Source organism: Pseudarthrobacter sp. 1G09 (assembly GCF_050038305.1).
Lineage (GTDB): Bacteria > Actinomycetota > Actinomycetes > Actinomycetales > Micrococcaceae > Arthrobacter > Arthrobacter equi.
Genome location: NZ_CP188306.1, coordinates 2,118,472 through 2,138,118 on the forward strand (window position 1 = coordinate 2,118,472; position 19,647 = coordinate 2,138,118).

Annotated in this window: 18 protein-coding genes and 1 pseudogene; 9 read left to right on the plus strand and 10 right to left on the minus strand. The window is 65.9% G+C overall.

What is annotated here, in order from left to right:
• Nucleotides 1-17: 17 nt before the first annotated feature.
• Both ACP3TD_RS09720 and ACP3TD_RS09725 read right to left on the minus strand, forming a co-directional pair.
• Nucleotides 18-944: a carbohydrate ABC transporter permease gene (locus ACP3TD_RS09720; protein WP_426767070.1), complete on the minus strand. Its 927-nt coding sequence runs from the start codon at nt 942-944 to the stop codon at nt 18-20.
• 10 nt (nt 945-954) lie between these two features.
• Nucleotides 955-1,899 (minus strand): carbohydrate ABC transporter permease, encoded by a 945-nt coding sequence (locus tag ACP3TD_RS09725; RefSeq protein WP_426767071.1) that lies wholly within the window; start codon nt 1,897-1,899, stop codon nt 955-957.
• A gap of 236 nt (nt 1,900-2,135) precedes the next feature.
• Between ACP3TD_RS09725 and ACP3TD_RS09730 the strand changes: the two genes are divergently transcribed.
• Together ACP3TD_RS09730 and ACP3TD_RS09735 are read left to right on the plus strand one after the other, a co-directional pair.
• Nucleotides 2,136-3,338, plus strand: a complete 1,203-nt coding sequence (locus ACP3TD_RS09730) for a Gfo/Idh/MocA family protein (RefSeq protein ID WP_426767073.1) — start codon at nt 2,136-2,138, stop codon at nt 3,336-3,338.
• A gap of 14 nt (nt 3,339-3,352) precedes the next feature.
• A complete protein-coding gene (locus ACP3TD_RS09735; protein ID WP_426767075.1) occupies nt 3,353-4,378 on the plus strand; it encodes a LacI family DNA-binding transcriptional regulator in 1,026 nt (341 codons plus the stop codon).
• Nucleotides 4,379-4,482: 104 nt separating this feature from the next.
• Here the strand turns inward: ACP3TD_RS09735 and ACP3TD_RS09740 are convergent, their stop codons facing one another.
• Nucleotides 4,483-5,454, minus strand: coding sequence for an aldo/keto reductase (locus ACP3TD_RS09740; RefSeq protein ID WP_426767077.1), 972 nt, complete (start codon nt 5,452-5,454; stop codon nt 4,483-4,485).
• Nucleotides 5,455-5,549: 95 nt separating this feature from the next.
• On the opposite strand from ACP3TD_RS09740, the gene ACP3TD_RS09745 reads away from it, so the two are divergent.
• The 3 genes from ACP3TD_RS09745 (at nt 5,550) to ACP3TD_RS09755 (ending at nt 7,751) form a co-directional block, all read left to right on the plus strand.
• The gene (locus tag ACP3TD_RS09745; RefSeq protein ID WP_426767079.1) at nt 5,550-6,167 is read left to right on the plus strand and encodes a TetR/AcrR family transcriptional regulator; all 618 of its coding nucleotides are present in this window, start codon (nt 5,550-5,552) and stop codon (nt 6,165-6,167) included.
• A 393-nt stretch (nt 6,168-6,560) separates the two neighbouring features.
• Nucleotides 6,561-7,316: a lytic transglycosylase domain-containing protein gene (locus ACP3TD_RS09750; RefSeq protein ID WP_426767080.1), complete on the plus strand. Its 756-nt coding sequence runs from the start codon at nt 6,561-6,563 to the stop codon at nt 7,314-7,316.
• A gap of 132 nt (nt 7,317-7,448) precedes the next feature.
• A complete protein-coding gene (locus tag ACP3TD_RS09755; protein ID WP_056078803.1) occupies nt 7,449-7,751 on the plus strand; it encodes a DUF4193 domain-containing protein in 303 nt (100 codons plus the stop codon).
• Nucleotides 7,752-7,847: 96 nt separating this feature from the next.
• Here ACP3TD_RS09755 and ACP3TD_RS09760 read toward each other — a convergent pair whose 3' ends face one another.
• The 6 genes and pseudogenes from ACP3TD_RS09760 to ACP3TD_RS09785 form a co-directional block, all read right to left on the minus strand.
• Nucleotides 7,848-8,774, minus strand: coding sequence for an SGNH hydrolase domain-containing protein (locus ACP3TD_RS09760; protein ID WP_426767185.1), 927 nt, complete (start codon nt 8,772-8,774; stop codon nt 7,848-7,850).
• A 93-nt stretch (nt 8,775-8,867) separates the two neighbouring features.
• A pseudogene (locus ACP3TD_RS09765) lies at nt 8,868-9,917 on the minus strand (acyltransferase family protein); the annotation flags it as partial.
• 101 nt (nt 9,918-10,018) lie between these two features.
• Entirely contained in the window at nt 10,019-10,261 is a 243-nt protein-coding gene (locus ACP3TD_RS09770; protein ID WP_015936959.1) for a hypothetical protein, read from the minus strand.
• A 7-nt stretch (nt 10,262-10,268) separates the two neighbouring features.
• The gene (locus ACP3TD_RS09775; protein ID WP_091719925.1) at nt 10,269-11,711 is read right to left on the minus strand and encodes a flotillin family protein; all 1,443 of its coding nucleotides are present in this window, start codon (nt 11,709-11,711) and stop codon (nt 10,269-10,271) included.
• A gap of 317 nt (nt 11,712-12,028) precedes the next feature.
• Nucleotides 12,029-13,528 carry an FAD-binding oxidoreductase gene (locus ACP3TD_RS09780; RefSeq protein WP_426767082.1) on the minus strand — a complete coding sequence of 500 codons (1,500 nt, stop codon included), beginning with the start codon at nt 13,526-13,528 and terminating at the stop codon, nt 12,029-12,031.
• A 274-nt stretch (nt 13,529-13,802) separates the two neighbouring features.
• Nucleotides 13,803-14,441: a DedA family protein gene (locus ACP3TD_RS09785; RefSeq protein ID WP_426767084.1), complete on the minus strand. Its 639-nt coding sequence runs from the start codon at nt 14,439-14,441 to the stop codon at nt 13,803-13,805.
• Between the two features lie 189 nt (nt 14,442-14,630).
• Between ACP3TD_RS09785 and ACP3TD_RS09790 the strand changes: the two genes are divergently transcribed.
• Complete coding sequence (locus ACP3TD_RS09790; RefSeq protein ID WP_426767086.1) at nt 14,631-15,455, plus strand: DUF1206 domain-containing protein; 825 nt, start codon at nt 14,631-14,633, stop codon at nt 15,453-15,455.
• Nucleotides 15,456-15,487: 32 nt separating this feature from the next.
• Here the strand turns inward: ACP3TD_RS09790 and ACP3TD_RS09795 are convergent, their stop codons facing one another.
• On the minus strand, nt 15,488-16,105 hold the full coding sequence (locus tag ACP3TD_RS09795; RefSeq protein WP_426767087.1) for a TetR family transcriptional regulator: 618 nt from the start codon (nt 16,103-16,105) through the stop codon (nt 15,488-15,490).
• 146 nt (nt 16,106-16,251) lie between these two features.
• Between ACP3TD_RS09795 and ACP3TD_RS09800 the strand changes: the two genes are divergently transcribed.
• From ACP3TD_RS09800 to ACP3TD_RS09810, 3 genes are all read left to right on the plus strand, one after another.
• Entirely contained in the window at nt 16,252-16,992 is a 741-nt protein-coding gene (locus ACP3TD_RS09800; RefSeq protein WP_426762666.1) for an SDR family NAD(P)-dependent oxidoreductase, read from the plus strand.
• A gap of 59 nt (nt 16,993-17,051) precedes the next feature.
• Nucleotides 17,052-18,098, plus strand: a complete 1,047-nt coding sequence (locus ACP3TD_RS09805; RefSeq protein WP_426762667.1) for an NAD(P)-dependent alcohol dehydrogenase — start codon at nt 17,052-17,054, stop codon at nt 18,096-18,098.
• A 138-nt stretch (nt 18,099-18,236) separates the two neighbouring features.
• Nucleotides 18,237-19,625, plus strand: coding sequence for a sigma 54-interacting transcriptional regulator (locus tag ACP3TD_RS09810; RefSeq protein WP_426762669.1), 1,389 nt, complete (start codon nt 18,237-18,239; stop codon nt 19,623-19,625).
• The last annotated feature ends 22 nt before the right edge of the window (nt 19,626-19,647 follow it).

Sequence of the window (19,647 nt, forward strand, 5' to 3'; positions counted from 1 at the left end):
AGGAGAAAAGAGGGGGTCTACTTGATGCCGGAGAAGCCGATGGAGTTGACGATCTTCTTGCCGAACGCGGCGAAGAGGATCAGGACCGGCAGGGCCGAGACGAGCGTGGCGGCCATCAGGCCGGACCAGTCCGGTGCGCCCTGCGGGGACTGTGATTTGAAGACGCCGAGCCCCACCTGGAGCACGCGGACGTCATCCTGGGAGCCGACCAGCAGCGGCCAAAAGTACTCGTTCCACTGGCCGATGAAGGTGAGCAGTGCGAGGGTGGCGATGGGGGCTGCGGCGTTGGGCAGGACAATCTGGAAGAAGATGCGGAGGTGCTTGGCGCCGTCGAGCATGGCCGCTTCCTCTACCTCGCGGGACATGTTCAGGAAGAACTGGCGCAGGAAGAAGATGGCGAACGGGGTCATGAACAGATAGGGGAGGACCATTCCGAGCATGGTGTTCAGCAGGTCCAGGTTCTTGATCAGCAGGAAGTTGGGCAGTGCCGTGAAGATCGGCGGGACCAGCATGGTGCCGAGGAAGAGGCTGAAGACGGCGTTGCGGCCCTTCCAGCGGAGCCGGGCGAAAGCGTAGGCGGCCATGGCGCTGAAGAACACGGCCCCGGCGGTGGTGACGGAGGAGAAGACAACGGAGTTGCGCAGGTAGATCCAGAAATCGATGGCGGCGCCCGAGCCGCCTTCGGCAACGGCCTCCGCGGGAGTCTGCAGGCCGAAAACCCGCTTGAAGGCTCCGAAGGTGAATTCCGCCGGGAGGAGGCTGCTGGCGTTGGTGGCCAGCGCGTTGTTGGTGGACAGCGCGGTCCGCAGCACCCAGAGGAAGGGAAGGACGGAGACGGCGATGGCAAGGATCAGCAGGGCCCAGGCGCCGGCGCGGCGGGGGTTGAACGGACGACGGCGGGGGGCCGGCTTGGCCAGTGGCGCGCGGCTTGCGGTGGTGGTCATGGAGGACTCCTTAGTCCAGGTCCGACTCGTTGCCCTTGAGGAACTTCATCTGGATGAAGGCCACCAGGGCGAGGATGAGGAAGAGAATGACGGCGATGGCCGATCCGTAGCCGAAGTCCGACTCCGTGAAGGCGCGCTGGTAGATGTAGTACTGGATGACGCGGGTGGCGTTCACCGGGCCGCCGCCTGTGGTCACCGCGACAGTGTCAAAGACCTGGAAGGAACCGATGACGGTGACCACCAGGACCAGTACCAGCACCGGACGCAGCAGCGGGATGGTGATCTTGGTGAAGGTTTGCCATGCAGACGCCCCGTCCAGCTTGGCCACCTCGTAGACGTGGCCCGGGATGGACTGCAGGCCGGCGAAGATGAGCAGCGCGGTGTAGCCCATGTGCCGCCAGGTGTTAATCAGTGCCTGGGTGGGGATGGCCCATTCCTCGCTGCCGAAGAAGGCGGCCCGGGGCAGGCCGGCCCACTCGATGAACTGGTTCACCACGCCGATCTGGTAGTCCAGCATCCAGAACCACAGCAGGGCGGCAATGACGTTGGACATCAGGTAGGGAAGCAGCAGTGCGCCCCGGATGATGGTGGATTTGGCCACCTGGTGCATGAGCAGCGCCAGGCCCAGTGCCAGTGACGTCTGCAGCGCGATGTTCAGGACGACGTACTGGCCGGTGACAGCCAGTGAGTTCCAAAACAGGGGATCCTTGGCGATCGCCTGGTAGTTCTCCAGCCCGATCCATTCCGGATCTCCGAGAATGTTGTATTCCGTGAAGCTGAGGTAGATCCCGCGGATGGTGGGCACCAGGTAGAAGAGGACGAATCCGATCATGGCCGGTGCGATGAAGAACAGTGCAATCCTGACGTCGCTGCGGGTGCCGGGCAGCTTCCGGTTGAGCAGTGTTCGCTTGGGCTTTTGCTCCCGCGAACGGGGGTTCCTGGTAAGGGTGGTCATCTTCGACCCTTCCTGATTGTGTGATGTGCCTAACAACCTGAGCTGCAATCTACACGAGTAGATACTGTGGTGCAAGAGATTAATTTCCGTTCCAAAATGGCTTGATTTTCTGGTCACGGGGTTGTTGACTCGAGTAGAACCACGCAATTCCTGCAATGTCAGGGCAGGAAACGTTTACCGCATTCCTGCTTCCGCGCCGGCACCGGCGCACCCCACTTCCACACAGAAGGAAAACAATGACGTTCTCAATCGGCATCGTTGGCGCAGGCCAGTTCGGCGGCCAGTTTGCCCACCTGTTCAACCTCCACCCCGGCGTCAAGGAGGTGTGCGTGGTGGACGAGCGCCCGGAACGCGCTGCAGAAGCGGTGGACCGCTATGACCTCGCCGGCGTGAAGCCGGATTTCGAGGCCCTCCTGGCTTCCGATGTTGACGCAGTGGCCATCTTCACCCAGCGCTGGACCCACGGTCCGCTGGTTGAACGGGCCCTCCGCGCGGGCAAGCATGTCTACTCGGCCGTGCCGATGGCGGTGACGGAAGAAGAAATCGCCCGCATCATCGAGGCCGTCCGGGAAACCGGCCTGGTGTACATGATGGGGGAGACCAGCTACTACAACCCCGCCACGGTCTACGCCCGCGAACAGCACGCCGCAGGCAAATTTGGGCGGATCTTCTATTCGGAGGGCGACTACGTCCATGACATGGACCTGGGCTTCTATGACGCCTACCAGTACAGCGGCGGCGACCGCTGGAAGGAGACGGCCAGCTACCCGCCCATGCTGTACCCCACCCATGCCATTGGCGGCGTCCTCGGTGCGCTTCCGTCGCATGCCGTCAGCGTCAGCTGCTTCGGCGTCAAGGACGACCGCAATGACGGCGTCTTCGACAAGGACGTCAGTATGTTCGGCAACGACTTCTCCAACGCCACGGCCCTTTTTGAATTGAACGACGGCGGCGTGATGCGCACCAACGAAATGCGCCGGGTGGGCTACCCCTCCCACATCCGGGAATCCCGGTTCCGCTTCTTCGGAACCGAAGCCAGCTTCGAACAGCTCGCCAAAGTCACGGTGTGGCAGGACAAGAAGAACGTCCATGACATCTCGGAGCAGATGGAGACGCGGCCCAGCATTCCGCTGGACGATCCGTCCCTGGCCAACGTGGCACCCGAACTGCGTGACGCGTTCGTATCAGGGCTTGCTCCCGTGCACGACGCGGGCCGGCTGCCCGAGGAGTTCCGCGGCGCCCCCAACGGACACGAGGGCAGTCACCACTTCCTGGTGGACGACTTCGTCACCGCCGTCAACGAGGGAACGTTGCCCCCGGTCAACGCCTGGGTAGCCGCACGCTTCACCCTTCCAGGCATCGTCGCCCACGCCTCGGCCCAGCAGAACGGGGCGCGGCTCCCCATCCGCGACTTCGGCGACGCCCCGGCCAACCCGTAGTAAGCGTGCATCCCATGACCATTTCGGCTGTGCCGGGGCCCAGGGGGCCTGTGACGCGTAAGGATGTTGCGCGGTTCGCCGGGGTCAGTACTGCCGTGGTGAGTTATGTGGTGAATGGTGGTCCGAAGCGGGTGGCGCCGGCTACGGAGGCGAAGGTCCAGGATGCCATCCGGCGGTTGGGGTACCGGCCCAATGCTGCGGCGCGGGCGTTGAAGCTGGGTTCGAGTGAGACGATCGGGCTGGTCATTCCGGATAACAGCAACCCGTTCTTTTCGTTGCTGGCCCACGCGGTGGAAGAGGCCGCAGCGGATCTGGGCTATGCGCTGGTGCTGACCAATTCGGACGGGAACGTGGCCAAGGAACGGCGGAACGTCCGCAACCTGGCGGCCCGGCAGGTGGACGGTGTCATTGTCTCGAGTGTGTTGATGGAGCCCGGGGCGGCGGACTTCGAGTCGGCGGAGGTCCCGGTGGTGTTGTTGAACCACAGTGCGGAGGCGCCGGGGTTAAACAGTGTGGGCGTGGACTTGGTGGCCGGTGCGCGGGCTGCCGTGGAGCATCTGATCGGTCACGGGCACACGCGGATCGCGTTGGCGATGGGAACGAACACGGGCAACTATTACGACGGCCGTGAGGAGGGCTGGCTGCAGGCCCTGGCCGGCGCGGGCCTGCCGGAGGGACCCATTGTGCGGACCCCGTTCACGCGGGAGGGCGGTTACGCTGCGGGCAAGCGGCTGCTGGCCGGGGCGGAGCGGCCCACGGCTATTTTTGCGACGTCGGACCTGCAGGCCGTGGGGATCCTGCGGGCGCTGCACGAGGCGGGCCTGTCCGTGCCCCAGGACATGGCGTTGGCGTCCTTCGACGGGTCGGCGGAAGCGGAGTACAGCTGGCCGCCCCTGACCACGGTCAAGCAGCCCGCAAAAGCCATGGCCGAAGCCGCGGTCAACGCCCTCATCGGCACCGGCCGCGGCAACACCCCCGAACACCACATCTTCCCCGCCGACCTCCAGGTCCGCCAATCCTGCGGCTGCCGCCGGGAATGATTCCGCAGGGCGGCGGGCCCGGAGGCGCCATACCCGACGCCTCCGAGAACTCGAGCGCGCGGACGCGAACCCTTCCGCCGCGTCGTGCGTTCTTGCTCCGGACCTCAGGCCAAGGCGCTCGTCAAGGCTGTGATGGCGGCGAGTTGGTCGTTGTCCAGGTCGACGTCAGCCGCGGAAGCGTTGGCGTGGAGTTCTTCGACAGACTCGGCCCCCACGATGGCCGATGCCACAGCCGGCCGGGACAGCAGCCAGGCCAGTGAGGATTGGTTGAGTGCCAGTCCCCACTCGCGGCTGAGCCGGTCGAGTTCGCGGGCCGTATTGATCTCGCCACTGGTAAAGCCGGGCCCTGCGAAGCGCTGGTCGCCGCTGACGCCCCGGTCAAGGACGCGAAGATCAGCAAGCAGGCCACCGTGCAGCGGGGCGTACGGGATGATCGAGACGCCAAATTCGTCGCAGGCCGGGGCCAGTTCCCGTTCGGCTGTGCGGTCTATCAGGTTGTACTTAACCTGGGTGGCCACGGGTCCGTAGTATCGGCGGTCGTCGGCGAGCCACAAAGCGTGGACGAGTTGCCAGGCGGGGTGGTTGGACAGGCCGATGTAGCGGATCTTGCCTTGGCGGATGAGATCGTCGTACGCGCTGAGGGTTTGTTCGAGTGGAGTGTCGGGGTCGGGGTTGTGTGCGTAGTAGAGGTCGATGTAGTCCGTGCCCAGGCGCCGCAGGCTGGTCTCGACCTGCGCGATGATGTGGCGGCGCGACAGGCCGCCATCATTGATCCCGGGGCCAACATGGACCTGGGACTTTGTAGCGATGATTGCCTCATCGCGGCGGCCGCGCAGCGCGCGGCCGAGGATCTGCTCGGCGGGTTCGCGGTCTGCGGACGCCGGGGCGCCCGGGCGATCGAAGACGGGCATGTTGCCGTAGGAGTCTGCGGTATCGATGAAGTTGATACCAAGGTCGAGCGCCGCGCCGACCAGCCGGCCGGCTTCGCGCGCGTTGGGTGCAACGCCGAACGTCGCGGTACCGAGACAGATCCGGGAGACCTTGAGGCCGGTCCGGCCGAGGATGGAATACCGCATGAGCACTTCCCGGGTAGTCGAGGGACCTCTTCTGGACATGAACCATAACCGAATGGTAGATTTTCGTCAACGTCCCGGAAAAAGGAAGTGCCTGAATGGCCGGAAAGGCTGTCTCTGCCCCCAGGGGCCCATATAAAACAGGGGTGCGGCGGCGGGAGCAGATCGTGCAGGCGGCCCTGACGGTCTTTGGTGAGCAGGGCTTTGCCGGCGGATCCATCCGAACCATCGCCGAGCGCGTCGGTGTCTCGCATGCCACGCTGCTGCAGCACTTTGGCAGCAAGGAAGGACTGTTGACGGCGGTGCTGGAGGAGTGGGACCGCCAAACCGTTGAAACCGGCCTCTCGGGAGTTGAGGGGCTGGACTACTTTCGGCGCCTGCCCCTGGTCATGAGCGCACACCTAGCCAATCCTGGCCTGCTCGAACTTTTCATCACCATGGCCGCTGAAGCGTCTAACCCTGCGCACCCCGCCCATACGTTCATCCGGCACCGATATGACCGCAACCTCACCACACTGGCCGGACACCTTCGCCAGGCTGCCGATGCGGGCGAAACAACGTCCTTAGCGCCGGCACAGATTGATATGGAAGTCCGCATTGTGACGGCCGTCCTGGACGGCATCGGGCTGCAATGGCTGAACGACCCCTCCACGGACATCGTCCAGGCGGTCGCCACGTTCATGGACCGCACCATCGCCGACTGGAGCCGCCACTAGCCTGTGCCGTTCTGGTGACGCTTTCCGGCTCCTGCAGCGGGGCGAATCAGCGCTGCGTCGCGGGTGGACCGTGGGCCGGCCCCCAATTCTGGTACCGGCCCACGGCGGGGGCCGGTACCAGAATTGGGCCACCCTCACCTGTTACCGCATCCTCGGTGCAACAGGTGGTCTTTAGCCCGTTTCCAGGGCAAAGCTACGGAGGGAAGCGTCGTGGATCGCTGAACGATTGATGGTCGGCGTAGAACTCACGGGGGCTCCCTTGCGCGCACTGTGCGGGCTGGCTGCTCAACCACGAGTAGCAACAAGATACCCCACTCGGCGCCGTCAAGCCACGGTGACGCCACTGATGTGTACAGATGAATTGTCCGCCGGTGTTGATGGTTTGATTAGTCAGTGCTCCGTATTCGACGTTATGTGGTTCTCTGCCTGTTCCTGATCTGCGTGGGCACCGCATTCTCGTTCTGGGCTGCCGGGAAGTCCGATGTGGAGGACACCGGCCAGATCCTCCCACCGCCCCCGCTGGCGGGCGTGAAACTCGATGCGGGGCGTAGCGGAATGACAACGGCCGTCAACGTCACGGCAAGCCCGGATGCCCAGTGGCTCACGGACGCAGCGGCGCAGACCGGCATCCCTTCCCGTGCCCTGCGGGCCTACGTTGCCGCAGGCGCCTCGGCCAATGGATCCTCCCCGGCCTGCGGAATCGGCTGGAACACGCTGGCCGCCGTCGGCTCCGTGGAATCGGGACACGGAACCCACGGCGGTGGCAGCCTGGACACGGACGGGCAGGCAAGCGGCGCCATTGTTGGCCCCAGCCTCGACGGCGAAGGATTCGCCGCCATCCCGGACACCGACGGCGGCGCACTGGACGGAGATGGCCAGTGGGACCGGGCCGTCGGACCCATGCAGTTCATACCCTCGACGTGGCGGCTGGTGGGTCGAGACGGCAACGGCGATGGAACAGCGGACCCCTTCAACATCGACGACGCCGCCCTCAGCGCCGCCACGTATCTTTGCCTCAACGGCCGCGACCTTCGGACCTCCCAGGGTTGGATGCAGGCCATCTACTCGTACAACCAATCTGATGCCTACATCCGCCGGGTCAAGGACAAAGCGGTCACTTATGCAACGGTGACCGGAACGCTGAGATAGATTTCGAGGCAGTTCCAGCCCCGGATTTCCAGGGGCCGGCTAGGTGTGTTCACCCCTTCGGGAACAACGGCGCAGCGGCGCACGTTGGAGACACGTCAAGTGAGCAGCCGGCAAGAGAAATGAGATGCACCCGTGGCAACCGATTATGACGAGGTCCGCTCCGATGTAAAGGAGTCCCAGGACCGTTCCCTGGAGGCGTTGCAATCTGCCAACGCCCCTGACGCCCGGAGCGTTGTTACCCAGTTGGACGAAGCGGATGCACTGGATGAAGGCCTGACCCCCGGTGGAGAAATCGTCTCTGAGGAACTGACAGTCCAGGTCATTCCCCAGGGCGCGGACGAATTCACCTGCTACTCCTGTTTCCTGGTCCGCCACCGCTCCCAGCTGGCGCGGGAAAGCAACGGCCATTCGTACTGCAGCGAGTGCGAGGGCTAAAGGCAGGAGCGCTGGTAACAGCGCCCAAGGGAGGTCGGCGGAACCATCGTTCAACGAAGGTGACAAGGGGGGACTGGCCTGTCCGGCTCCCGGGGCTTAGCCCAAGCGCAATGCCACGGCGAGGTCCGGGGCCAGCGACTTCGCGAACGTGTTCGTCATGTGGTTGTCGCGGTAGACAAGGACATTGCCAATAACCACCGGGCAGACGCCGTCGCGGCAGAAATGGCGGGACAGGTCGATCGTTTCAACCCCGGGAACACTGCCGGCGGCAGCCACCAGAGTGTCCGTACCTGCAAGGGCCTCGGCTGCGGACGTTGCGCATTGATCCTGCTTGCCGTGCTTCTGCAGGCATTCCACCGGATTTCCGCCGGGGTACGGCGGATCGGCGATCACGGCGACGCGCAGGCCCGCCTCGCGCAGCCGTGACAGGGACTGGACGTAACCGTCAGCCAGCGGGGATTCGGGGGACCAGTGCCACCCGAGCGCCTTGCGGTAGCCGTCCTCGCGCATCCCCGCCACCAGGACCAGATCCGGTTTCTGCCCGATAATCTTCTCGGCAGTGATGGCGTTCTGCGCCGAGCAGTTGGCATACACGGTGTCCGCGGAGCGTGGAGGCGTCAGCGCAAACGGGCATCCGTTGCGCACCATCGCGTGGATCCTGAGCGGAATCTTCTTCGACACCGCAACGAGCGGATCCACGAACTGGCCGGCGTGCGAATCGCCCACCACGACCACTACGGGCGCCTGCTGGTCCTGTGACCCGAACCAGCAGTCAGTATCAGGCACCGTGGCCGGATCGTAGACACCGCATGCGCCAACACTCGTGGCCGGAACGTCCTGCATCGCCACGGACGGATCCGGGCGGACGGGCATGCCCGCGGGAACGGCGGCGGGACGCTCGGACCACGCCTGGGCGCCGGGGTAGTCCCGGTCGGACAGGGCAGTGGACAGCTGGGCCCGCTTGACCTCAACAACCTGCCACGGCGCCCACGCCGCCACGGTCACCAGCACCGCGCTGCACATGGCAAGGACGTACACCTTCCGGTGGCCGCCCCACCCGATGCTCCGGCTGGAAGGGTGCCGGAAGCGCTGCTCCACCCAGTAGTAGGACGCAGCTGCGAGCCCGAGGCTCAGCACTGCCAAAAGGATGGCCTCCCTGATCCGTGGCGCGCGGCCCAGCAGGGCCACGGCGAACACAATGACTGGCCAATGCCACAGGTAGAGCGAGTACGAGACGTCGCCAATGAAGGTCAGCGGACGGAGGCTGAGCACCCTGGACGCTGACCACGGAACGGCTGCCGCCGTGCTGCCTGACCTCAGGAGCAGTGCAGTGCCGAGCACGGGTGTGGCGGCGATGCTGCCGGGGAACGGCATATCGGTGGTCAGGAAGAAGACGGGGATGACGACGGCGGCCACGCCCACCCAGCTGGCAAGGGCGGCACGGCGCCCGGTCAGGATGCCCATGGCCGGCACCAGGGCGGCCAGTCCGCCGACGGCCAACTCCCACACCCTGGTGCCCGTCACGAAGTAGGCCAGGGTGTGTTCGTTGTTGCTGAGGTAGATGCTGTACGCGAAGGACACCAGTGCCACCGCAGCCAGTGCGGGAACAATGAACGTGTCTGCCGCCCGGTTCAGGCGGCGGGCGGCCAGCACAAGGCCCAGGAAGAAGAACGGGATCACCAGGTAGAACTGTTCCTCGACCGCGAGGGACCAGAAGTGCTGAAGCGGTGACACTTCCCCAGTTGCCCCCGCATAGGACACCGCGGACAACGCCTGGTGCCAGTTCTGCACCTGGAGAAGCGAAAAGAGCACATCGGCCGAGATGCCCTGCCAGCGGCTCTGCGGAAGCAGCAGCACGGTCCCCAGCAGGACCGCCACCAGCACGGCGGCCGACGCCGGGAAGAGCCGGCGGATCCGCCTGGCATAGAAGGCGGGGACGGAGATCGACGAGTGCTTGGCAGCTTCCCGTGCCAGGGAGCCGATGATCAGGAACCCTGAAAGGACGAAGAACACGTCGACGCCGATGAACCCGCCCGCCAGGGCCTCCGGCCGGAGGTGGTAGACCACCACGAGGCCAACGGCCAGTGCGCGGAGCCCCTGGATGTCGAGCCGTGGGGCGTGCCCGGTTCCGTTGTTGGCGCGCTTGACCGCGGAGGCATGCCTCATTGCGTCCCCTCTGAGTACTTCTTCAGTCCCGCGCCGTGCGCAGGGAAAATCAGGGGCGAGCGGAGGCTCGCCGACAGGAGATTCTATCGGATGCCGGGTGGTTACTCCGCGTGCCGGAGCACGTCCGGGAGTTCTTCGACGTACACCGTTTGCGGCGGTTCGAAGTAGATCACCAGCACCTCCTCGCCCACTGCGAAACCGCTCGCCTTGTCGAAGGGGTGTGCATGGAAGGCCATGGTTCCGCCGAGATAGGGCAACATGACCTCGCCGATGGTGCCGGGCCCGATCCGTCCCGTCACCCGGGCGATCTTGCCTGTCAGGCTGCGGTCGGCATTCCTGTGCATGGCCTTCCTAGGCGCCGGGAGCCGTTGGTGTCCGCGAGGAGTCTTTGGCGTCCTTGCCGTTGCGGAGTGCGGTGCGCAGTGCCGGCAGGTAGTCGCCGGCCTGGGCCAGGATCCCGCCGAGCATCTTGTTGACGCCCTCGCCGCCGTTCAGGACTGTCATTTGGCCAACGTGCGAGAAGGGTTCGGCGGCGGCCGCGATGATGGCGGGCATGTTTTCGGCGAGCTGCTGGGAAATCACGGCGTCCTGGTTGCTGGCCAGGGCTTCGGCCCGTGCCTTGATGCCGTCCGCCTCGGCCAGGGCCTTGGCCTTGATGGCGGAGGCGGCAGCATCGCCCTTGGCCTTGGTGGCCGCAGCCTCGGCTTCACCGGTGACCTTGGTGGCGCCAGCCGCAGCAGCCGCGGCGGTGGCGTTTGCCTGTGCCGTCATTTCCGTCCGGCGGGCGTTGGCCTGGGCTTCGAGCTCTGTGCGCCGTGCCAGGGCTTCTGCGGCGCTGATGTCTGCCGCCTTTTGCCCTTCTGCGTCGGTGCGCTTGGCATAGGCCTTGGCGTCTGCGGGCTTCCGGATGGTGGTTTGAAGCTTTTGTTCCTCGCGGTCGGCCTCGAGCTTGGCGACTTCGGTTTCCTGGACCACCACCTGCTGGCGTGCCGTGGCCTCCGCCAGCGGACCGGCCTGGGCAGCGTTGGCCCGGGCCCGTTCTGCGTTGGCCTGCGCCACGGACTGCCTGATGGCGGAAAGGCTTTGGGCGTCAGCGATCAGTGCCGCCGCTTCGGCCTCCTTCTCGGCCGCCTCCCGGTTGCGGGTGGCCTCGGCGATCCTGGCCTCCATCTTCACCTGGGCAATGTGCGGCTTGGCGATGTTCTGGATGTACCCGGTGGGATCCTGCAGATCCTTGATCTGCAGCGAATCCACCACGAGGCCAAGCTTCTCCATTTCCACGCCGCTGGCGCTGCGGACCTGCGAAGCGAGCTTGTCCCGTTCCCGGATAATTTCCTCCATGGTCATACTGCCGATAATGGAACGCAGGTGCCCCTCAAAGACGTTGTAGACCTGGCTTTCCATTTTGGGCTGCTGGCCGAGGAACCGGCGGGCCGCATTGGCAATAAACGGTGGCGCGTCCCCAATCTTGTAAATGACCACCCCTTCCACCACCACCTGGATTCCCTGCGAGGTGACGCAGGAAACCTTGAGTTCCGTTTCATTAAGGGTGAGCGAAAGCGGGCGCACGGTCTGCAGCCCGGGAAGTACCAGCGCCCCCTTGCCCGTCACGATCTTGAAGTCCATGCCGGCACGGGTATCCAGGGTTCCACGGGTCAGCCCGGAAATGATCAGGGCTTCGTTGGGTTCTGCCACTTTCCACATCAGTTTGGTGGCCACCCAAATGAAACCAACGGCAAAAAGCACTCCCAGGATGATCGCAATGAGCGGGAAGAATGGTGAGAAGTCCGGCATGACCAGGTCCTTTCACGGGTTCGAAAACCCGCCTCGGCTAACGCCCCAATAATGCAGCTGCCCATTCCCGGCCGATCAATTTGTGCCCTTAACTGCCCATCCGCTGGCCAACTGTTGTAGCCAGTCTGATTGCGGCCTGCGGAAGAGTCCATAGCCCGCCCCTGTTATTTGCCCGCGGCAACAAAACAGCGCACGACGACGACATCCGGGCCACGCAGGCACGCCCGCCGCGCCGTCGTGGCGGCACAGCGGGCATGGTCCTCACCCGGCGGGGACGCCTCCCGGACCCGGACCGGTGTCAACGGCCGAACAGGTGTTCAGGATGCCGGAGCGGCCTCCGGAGGTGCGGCGTCCGAGCCCGCCCCGGGTTGCAGATCTGCTGCCTCCCGCTGCAGGGATGCAGATGCCTCCGCGGCAGGACGTGCAGCCCCGGTGCCCGTTGCCGGAGCCGGCGTGATGTTCTGGTTGATGTGGAAGAAGTTGTCGGGATCGTACTTGGCCTTGAGTTCGGCAAGCCGCGCGTAGTTCGAACCCAGCGTCTCCTCGATGCGCGCTTGATCGTCCGAGTCCTGGAAGTTGAGGTACCCGCCGGGTTCGGAGAATTCGTGCAGTGCCGTCCAGTAGTCGCGGACCCACGCGATGTTCGCCTCATTCTCCGCGGCGTCGGGCCACTGCGCCGCGATCACCGGTGCAAAATTGACGTTGCGGTAGGCGAAGGCTGTGGCTTCGGGTGCCACCCGCTGGACTGCCCCGTCTATCGGGTAGAAGTGGTTGGCCGTATGGATGCTCGGGATGCCAGGCGATTTCTCGACGGCGACGCGCAGCGCATCATCGCTGAGGGTCCGGAGGAAATCGGCCTTCCAGTATCCCTGGAGTCCGGGAACATTCAGTCCGTCGAACATCATGTTCAGTGCGGGATAGGGCATGGGCGCGAAGAAGCTGCCCAGCGGTTCTCCTGCGTCCATCATTGGCTGCCAATGGGCCGGGCCGGCGTCGGGATCGCCGGTCCACATGCCCACGACGACGGTCACCGGCCGTCCATGCCATTCCTCAGGCAGGAACGGAACCGGAGGCCCCCGGTGGAAGCCCAGGAACGCTCCCATTTCCTCAGGTTCGGCGGCAATCCATTCGCGGTAGGCAGCCCCCACGCCGGCTCCGGTGGACGCGTCGAAGAAGATGATGCCCACATGGACCATGTCCACGGGGTGCAGCCGGAACTCGAGCGAGGTGACCACGCCGAAGTTGCCGCTGCCGCCGCGCAAAGCCCAGAAGAGGTCAACGTTCTCGGCGTCGCTGGCCGTCTGGAATGAACCGTCAGCAAGCACGACGTCGGCCCCGATGAGGTTGTCGCAGGACAGGCCGTACTTGCGGGCAAGGTAGCCGATGCCGCCGCCCAGGGTCAGTCCACTGACGCCGGTGGTGCCGACGATGCCGCCGGTGCTGGCCAGGCCGAAGGCGTGTGTGGCGTGGTTGTAGTCAGCCCACGTCGCGCCGGCTTCGACGCGCGCTGTCCTCGCTGCCGGGTCAACCCGCACCCCGCGGCGCGCCGAGAAATCCAGGACCAGGCCGTCGTCGACCGTTCCGAATCCGGGGGCGCTGTGCCCGCCGCCGCGCACCGCAACATCAATGCCGAGGCCGCGGGCGAAGCGCACGGCGGCCATGACGTCTGCCGCCTGGGATACCTGCAGGACCGCGGCTGGCCGGCGGTCGATCATGCCGTTGTAGACGTGCCGGGCCTCCTCGTAACCGGCGTCCCCTTCTTCGATGACCTGTCCGCGGACCTGTTCGCGGAGCACGTCAAAACGATCGCTACCCATGACAACTCCAGATGTGTACCAAGACCAGGGGGCAGCCGACTCCATACGGGGCCCAGCGGGGGCCAGCGCGCTGACCTTTTCGGTATACGCCCGGCCACCACCGCCGTCAAGGCTCAGGAACCCGCCCCTGCCCCCTATGTTCGGCGGGTATGGAGCCCGGCGATCCGCGGGGCAAATTGCGCAGCGCCAGCCAGAAGAACCTGACGACACCCGGGCGCCGGGGGAACAGTGGCCGGAGCAGTAACGGGGCGGGAGTGGGAGTGCGGGACCCGCCTCAGCTTTGGGTTGGCGGCGGCGCGGACGGCTGCCGCTTCCTGCTGCGGGCACGCCGCACCCGCCAGATCAGCACGGCAACGATGCCGATGACCACGACGGCGGCAGTCACGTCTTCGCCCGCGGCCTTGGCTACGGCGCCGTAGGAGTTGCCGGCGAGATAGCCGAGCAGCACGAAGCCCGCACCCCAGATGAGTCCACCTGCGGCGTTGAAGGCCACGAAGCGCGGATAGTGCATTCCGGAGACGCCCGCCAGTGCCGGCATCAGGGCCCGGAAGAGCGCCACGAACCGGCCCAGGAAGACCGCTGATCCGCCGCGGCGCCGCAGGAAGTCCTGGGCCTTGCCGAGGTTGTCACGGTGCCGGAGCAGGAACCGGTTCTCCAGCAGCCTTGGGCCCATATGCTTGCCCACCTCGTATCCCACACTGTCGCCGATGATGGCAGCCAGCACCACCAGCCCCATCATGACGCCCAACTGCACCTGGCCGCGGCTGGCCACCACCCCGCCCAGCACGGCGGCCGTCTCGCCAGGAATGACGAATCCGATGAACAGTGCGTCCTCGGCGAAGACAAGTAGGGCCACCAGTGTGTAGGCGAGCGCCGGACTCACGCCGAGGACCCCGTCCACCAGGCCGCTCACGGGAGCGCCGCCGCCACGGCCTGCCGCCTATTAATCTCCATGACTGCCATTGTGTACCCATGCCGGCGGCTCTCCGCCGGGCAGGCCTGTCCGCACGGCATTTACAGATCTACACTGAAGCATTCCCACCGCGGCCAGGGCACGGACGCCTCGGAACAGATGATCAGCGTCAGATCGAAAGGGCCGGCCATGGGCAACGCCTCGGAGAAGGCAAACCGTGCAGTTTCCGGAGCGGCGTCGGCGAGCAGGAGCCCCGCGCTGCGGGTGTTGGCCCGGGCCGGATTCGTCTTCGTTGGGCTGCTCCACATCCTGATCGGGGTGATTGCCCTGCAGATCGCCGGCGGGCAGGGCGGCGAGGCTGACCAGACCGGCGCCATCGGGGCGGTGGCCTCAAAGCCCGGCGGCGTCTTCCTGCTGTGGGCGGGTGCCGTCGCCTGCGCCGCGCTGGTCCTGTGGATGGTCAGCGAGGCAGTTTTTGAGGCGCGTTCCCAATCAGAGTCCAGGAAGAAGCTGCAAAAAGCCGGTACTGCAGGCGGGAAGGCGCTGGTGTTCGGGGTCCTTGCCTTCACATTCGCGGTGTTTGCCACCGGCGGAAGCAAGAGTTCAAGCCAGTCCGCCACCGACTTCACCGCGAAACTGATGGCCGCGCCTGCCGGAGTGGTGCTGTTGGTTGCTGTGGGCCTCGCCATCGTCGGCGCCGGCGGGTACTACGCCTACAAGGGCTTTACCCGGAACTTCATGGAGGACCTGCAGGACCCTGGCAACGCCCGGACTGCCGTGGAATGGACCGGCAGCGTCGGTTACGTGGCCAAGGGCGTGGTGCTCGCCGTTGTCGGCGTCCTGGTGATCGCCGCCGCCGTCACCGCCGATCCGTCAAAGTCCACCGGCCTGGACGGGGGATTGAAGACGCTCGGCTCGCAGCCTTACGGCACCGTCCTGCTGGCTGCCATCGCGGCGGGGCTGGCCTGCTACGGGGTGTATTCGATGGCGCGGGCACGCTACGGACGCTTCTAGCCGCCTGCTGGCTGCCCGGACGCGGTGCACGCTCAGCCGATGGGCCACCACTCGGGAAGCAGCTCGCGGAGGTCCGCCAGGAATTCGTCCACCGGGCGGGGCGAGGCCTCCACCAGCCGGGACTCCAATGCGCCCACCACGCCGTAGGCGATGAACCGGGCGACCATGGGCTGCGGGACTTCCCTGCCGCCCGGTGCCGGTACCGCAATGGCGCGCCGTTCGAGCAGCAGGCGGACGGAACTTTCGAAGTGCGCTCCGAGCATGGCATGGAGGCCGCCGGATCCGGCGTCGGTGACCAGTCCCCGGCGGTAGATGGCGCGGTGCCGGTCCAAGTGCCGGACCACGTCGGCCGTGACCGCGCCTATGGCCGGGCCGATGTCGCCGCCGGCCGCGCCGAGGTGTTGCCCTCGGAGCACGTCCAGTTCGTCGGAAAGGACCTTTCGCAGCAGGGCTGCCGGGGATGCTGCGTGCTGGTAGAAGGTGGACCTGTTGACCCCGGCGGCGGCTGCGACCTGCCCCGCAGCGAGCGCTCCGGCGTCGTTCTCCCCGGCAAGGTCCAGGATGGCCGTGGCCAGCTTTTCCCGGCTGCGAAGAGCCCGCGGATCGCGAAGCGCAGGTGTTTCGGGGTCCTGCTTCGGTGGTGATGTCATGCAGGTCACACTCCCGGGTGATCTTGGCCGCCAGCGGTGGATAAACCGCCACGTCGAGCGTACCGTTCTAACTATCCAACACATGTTGGATAAATGTTTTGGGCCGCTGCGTTGACAACCCGGCCCGCTGTGGAAAGGAAGCACCCATGTCCCGTTTTGACGGACGAGTCGCCATCATCACCGGAGGAGCCAGCGGCATCGGCCGGGCAACTGCCGTCCGCTTTGCCGGCGAAGGCGGGTCCGTGGTGGTTGCGGACATCCAGGACGAACTGGCTGCCCAGGTGGCCGCAGAGATCGGCGCCGCCGGCGGGCATGCGCGGGCCTTCCACCTGGACGTGACCAGCGAGTCCGGCTGGGCCGGCGTCGTGGCCTTTGCCCTCGAGGAATTCGGCCGGCTCGACGTACTGGTCAACAACGCGGGCATCGGCGACAACCAGGCCATCGAAGACACCAGCGTTGAGACGTATGCCAAGGTGGTGGCCGTGACGCAGACCAGCGTATTCCTCGGCGAGAAGGCCGCAGCGGAAGCCCTGAAGGCGTCCGGCAACGGTGCCGTGGTCAACGTGTCCTCCATGTTCGGCATCGTGGGTGGCTTTGGAACCTCTCCCGCGTACGCGGCGGCTAAGGGCGCCGTCCGCACCCTGACCAAGAACACCGCACTCGGCTGGGCCACCCAGGGAATCCGCGTGAACTCCGTCCACCCCGGCTTCATCGATACCCCGATCCTCGGTGACACGGACCGGAAACTCCTGACGGACACCACGCCCATGGCCCGGCTGGGCCGTCCCGAGGACGTTGCAGCCGTCATTCTCTTCGCCGCCAGCGATGATGCCGCGTTCATGACCGGGTCCGAACTGGTGGTCGACGGCGGCTACACCGCCCGCTGACCGGACCATTTCCGGGCATCCAACCAAACACCATGCAGCAAAAACAGGAAGGGCATCGCATGCGCGCGATCGTATTCAAGGAATGGCAGCAGTTTCCCGCACTCGAGGACGTGGACCGGCCCGCACCCGGTCCAGGCGAGGTGCTGCTGAAGGTGGCCGGGGCCGGAGCCTGCCACTCTGACGTCAGCATCTTCGAGGACTTCACGGCCGAAGTTCCCGGAAACATGACCAAGGGCTTCGTGCTGGGCCACGAGAACTCGGGGTGGGTGGAGGAACTGGGCGCGGGTGTGGACGGCATTGAGGTGGGTGCCGCCTACCTGGTCTACGGTCCCATCGGCTGCGGCCACTGCAAGGCCTGTTCCCGCGGCCAGGACACCTACTGCGAGAACGCTGCAACCAACCCCTGCCTGGGCATCGGCCTGGGCCGCGACGGGGGCATGGCTGAGTACGTCACGGTCCCCGTGCGCAACCTGATCCCGCTCGGCGATGCGGATCCCATCGCGGCGGCACCGCTGGCCGACGCCGCCCTGACTCCGTACCACGCCATCAAGACCGCACTGCCGCACCTGAACGGCGGCGGGCGCTATGCGCTGGTGGTGGGGCTCGGCGGCCTGGGACAGATCGCCGTCCAGATCCTTAAGGCCCTGACCGGGGCTACTGTCATTGCCACGGACATGAAGCCCGAGGCGATGGCCAAGGCGGAAGCCGCAGGGGCCATCACGGTTCCCGGCGGCCCGGACCAGGTGGCGCGGATCCGGGAAATCACCGGCGGCCGCGGCGTGGACGCCGCCTTCGACTTCGTCGGTGTCACCCCGACGATCGCCACCGCCACCGGTTCGATGGCCGTCGGCGGGCGGCTGACCGTTGTCGGGATTGCCGGCGGCGTACACGAATGGACGTTCTTCAACACCCCCTACGAGTCCACCATCACCAACACCTATTGGGGAACCATTGAGGAACTCCACGAAGTGGTGGATATGTACCGGGCAGGTCAGATCATCCCGGAAATCGAAACATTTTCCCTGGCGGACGGACTCACCGCATACCGGAAGCTGGCGGACGGGCAGCTGAGTGCCCGCGCCGTGGTGGTTCCGCACCAGGCCTAGGACGTGGTGGCCGGGCTGAACGGTCCGGCCACCGCCCACAGTCCAGAGGGCCAGAGCGCAACACGCCGAAACGCGTCCCTGGCCGCGAATATGCTGGAATCCCTCGATTAGGGGGAGGACGGGGATTACCGTAGAGGGGTGACTGACCGTCCCGAAATCTCCACTGTTGGCGAACTGCGCGCCGCGGGTCATGTCCTCAAGGACCTGCGCCACGAAATCCGAGACAACCTGCTGGCCGCGCTCGCGGACGGGCGGGACCCCTGGCCCGGGCTTTACGGGTTCGGCCGGACCGTCCTGCCCCAACTGGAGCGGGCGCTGATCGCCGGGCATGACCTGGTGCTGCTGGGCGAACGGGGCCAGGGCAAGACCCGGGTGCTGCGCACGCTGGCCGGGCTGCTCGACGAATGGTCACCTGTCATCGACGGCTCAGAGCTGAACGAACACCCCTACGAACCGATCACGGAAGCCTCGCGGGCCCTTGCCGCCTCGGAGGGGGACCGGCTGCGGGTTGGCTGGCGGCACCGCTCGGAGCGGTACGTGGAGAAGCTCGCCACCCCGGACACCTCCGTGGCGGACCTCATCGGCGACGTGGACCCCATGCGGGTGGCCGAGGGCCGCCGCCTGGGCGACCCCGAAACCATCCACTACGGACTGATTCCGCGCTCCAACCGCGGCATCATCGCCATCAACGAACTTCCCGACCTTGCCGAGCGGATCCAGGTGGCCATGCTCAACGTGATGGAGGAACGGGACATCCAGATCCGCGGCTACGTGCTGCGGCTGCCACTGGACGTCCTGGTGGTGGCATCGGCGAACCCCGAGGACTACACCAACCGCGGCCGGATCATCACCCCGCTGAAGGACCGCTTCGGCGCCGAGATCCGTACCCATTACCCCATCGAGCTGGAGGACGAGGTTGCCGTCATCCGTCAGGAAGGGCGGCTCGTAGCCGACGTACCCGCCGTCATCCTGGAGATCCTCGCCCGGTACACCCGCGCGCTGCGGCATTCACCGGCCATCAACCAGACGTCCGGGGTCTCCGCGCGGTTCGCCATAGCCGGCGCGGAGACGGTGGCCGCCGCGGCCCTGCGCAGGGCCAGCCTCCGCGGCGAGGACGAGGCCGTTGCCCGGATCATCGACCTGGAACCGGCAGTGGAAGTCCTCAGCGGCAAGCTGGAATTTGAATCCGGGGAGGAAGGCCGCGAACAGGGCATCCTCGACCACCTCCTGCGCACTGCCACCGCCGAAGCCGTCAGGGCCCACTTCCAGGGCATCGACATGGGCCCGCTCGTGGCAGCCTTCGACGGCCACAGGACAGTGACCACCGGCGGGCAGGTAACTGCGAAGGAGTTCCTGCGCAACCTCCCTTCGCTGAACGGATCGGGTTTGTACGACCTGATTGGCAAGCGCATGGGTGCGCAGAACGACGGACAGCGCGCCGCCGCCGTCGAACTGGCCCTCGAAGGGCTGTACCTGGGCCGGCGGATCTCCAAAGAGGCCGACGACGAAGAAACGGTCTACGGCTGACCGCAGGCCCGCAGCCACAACA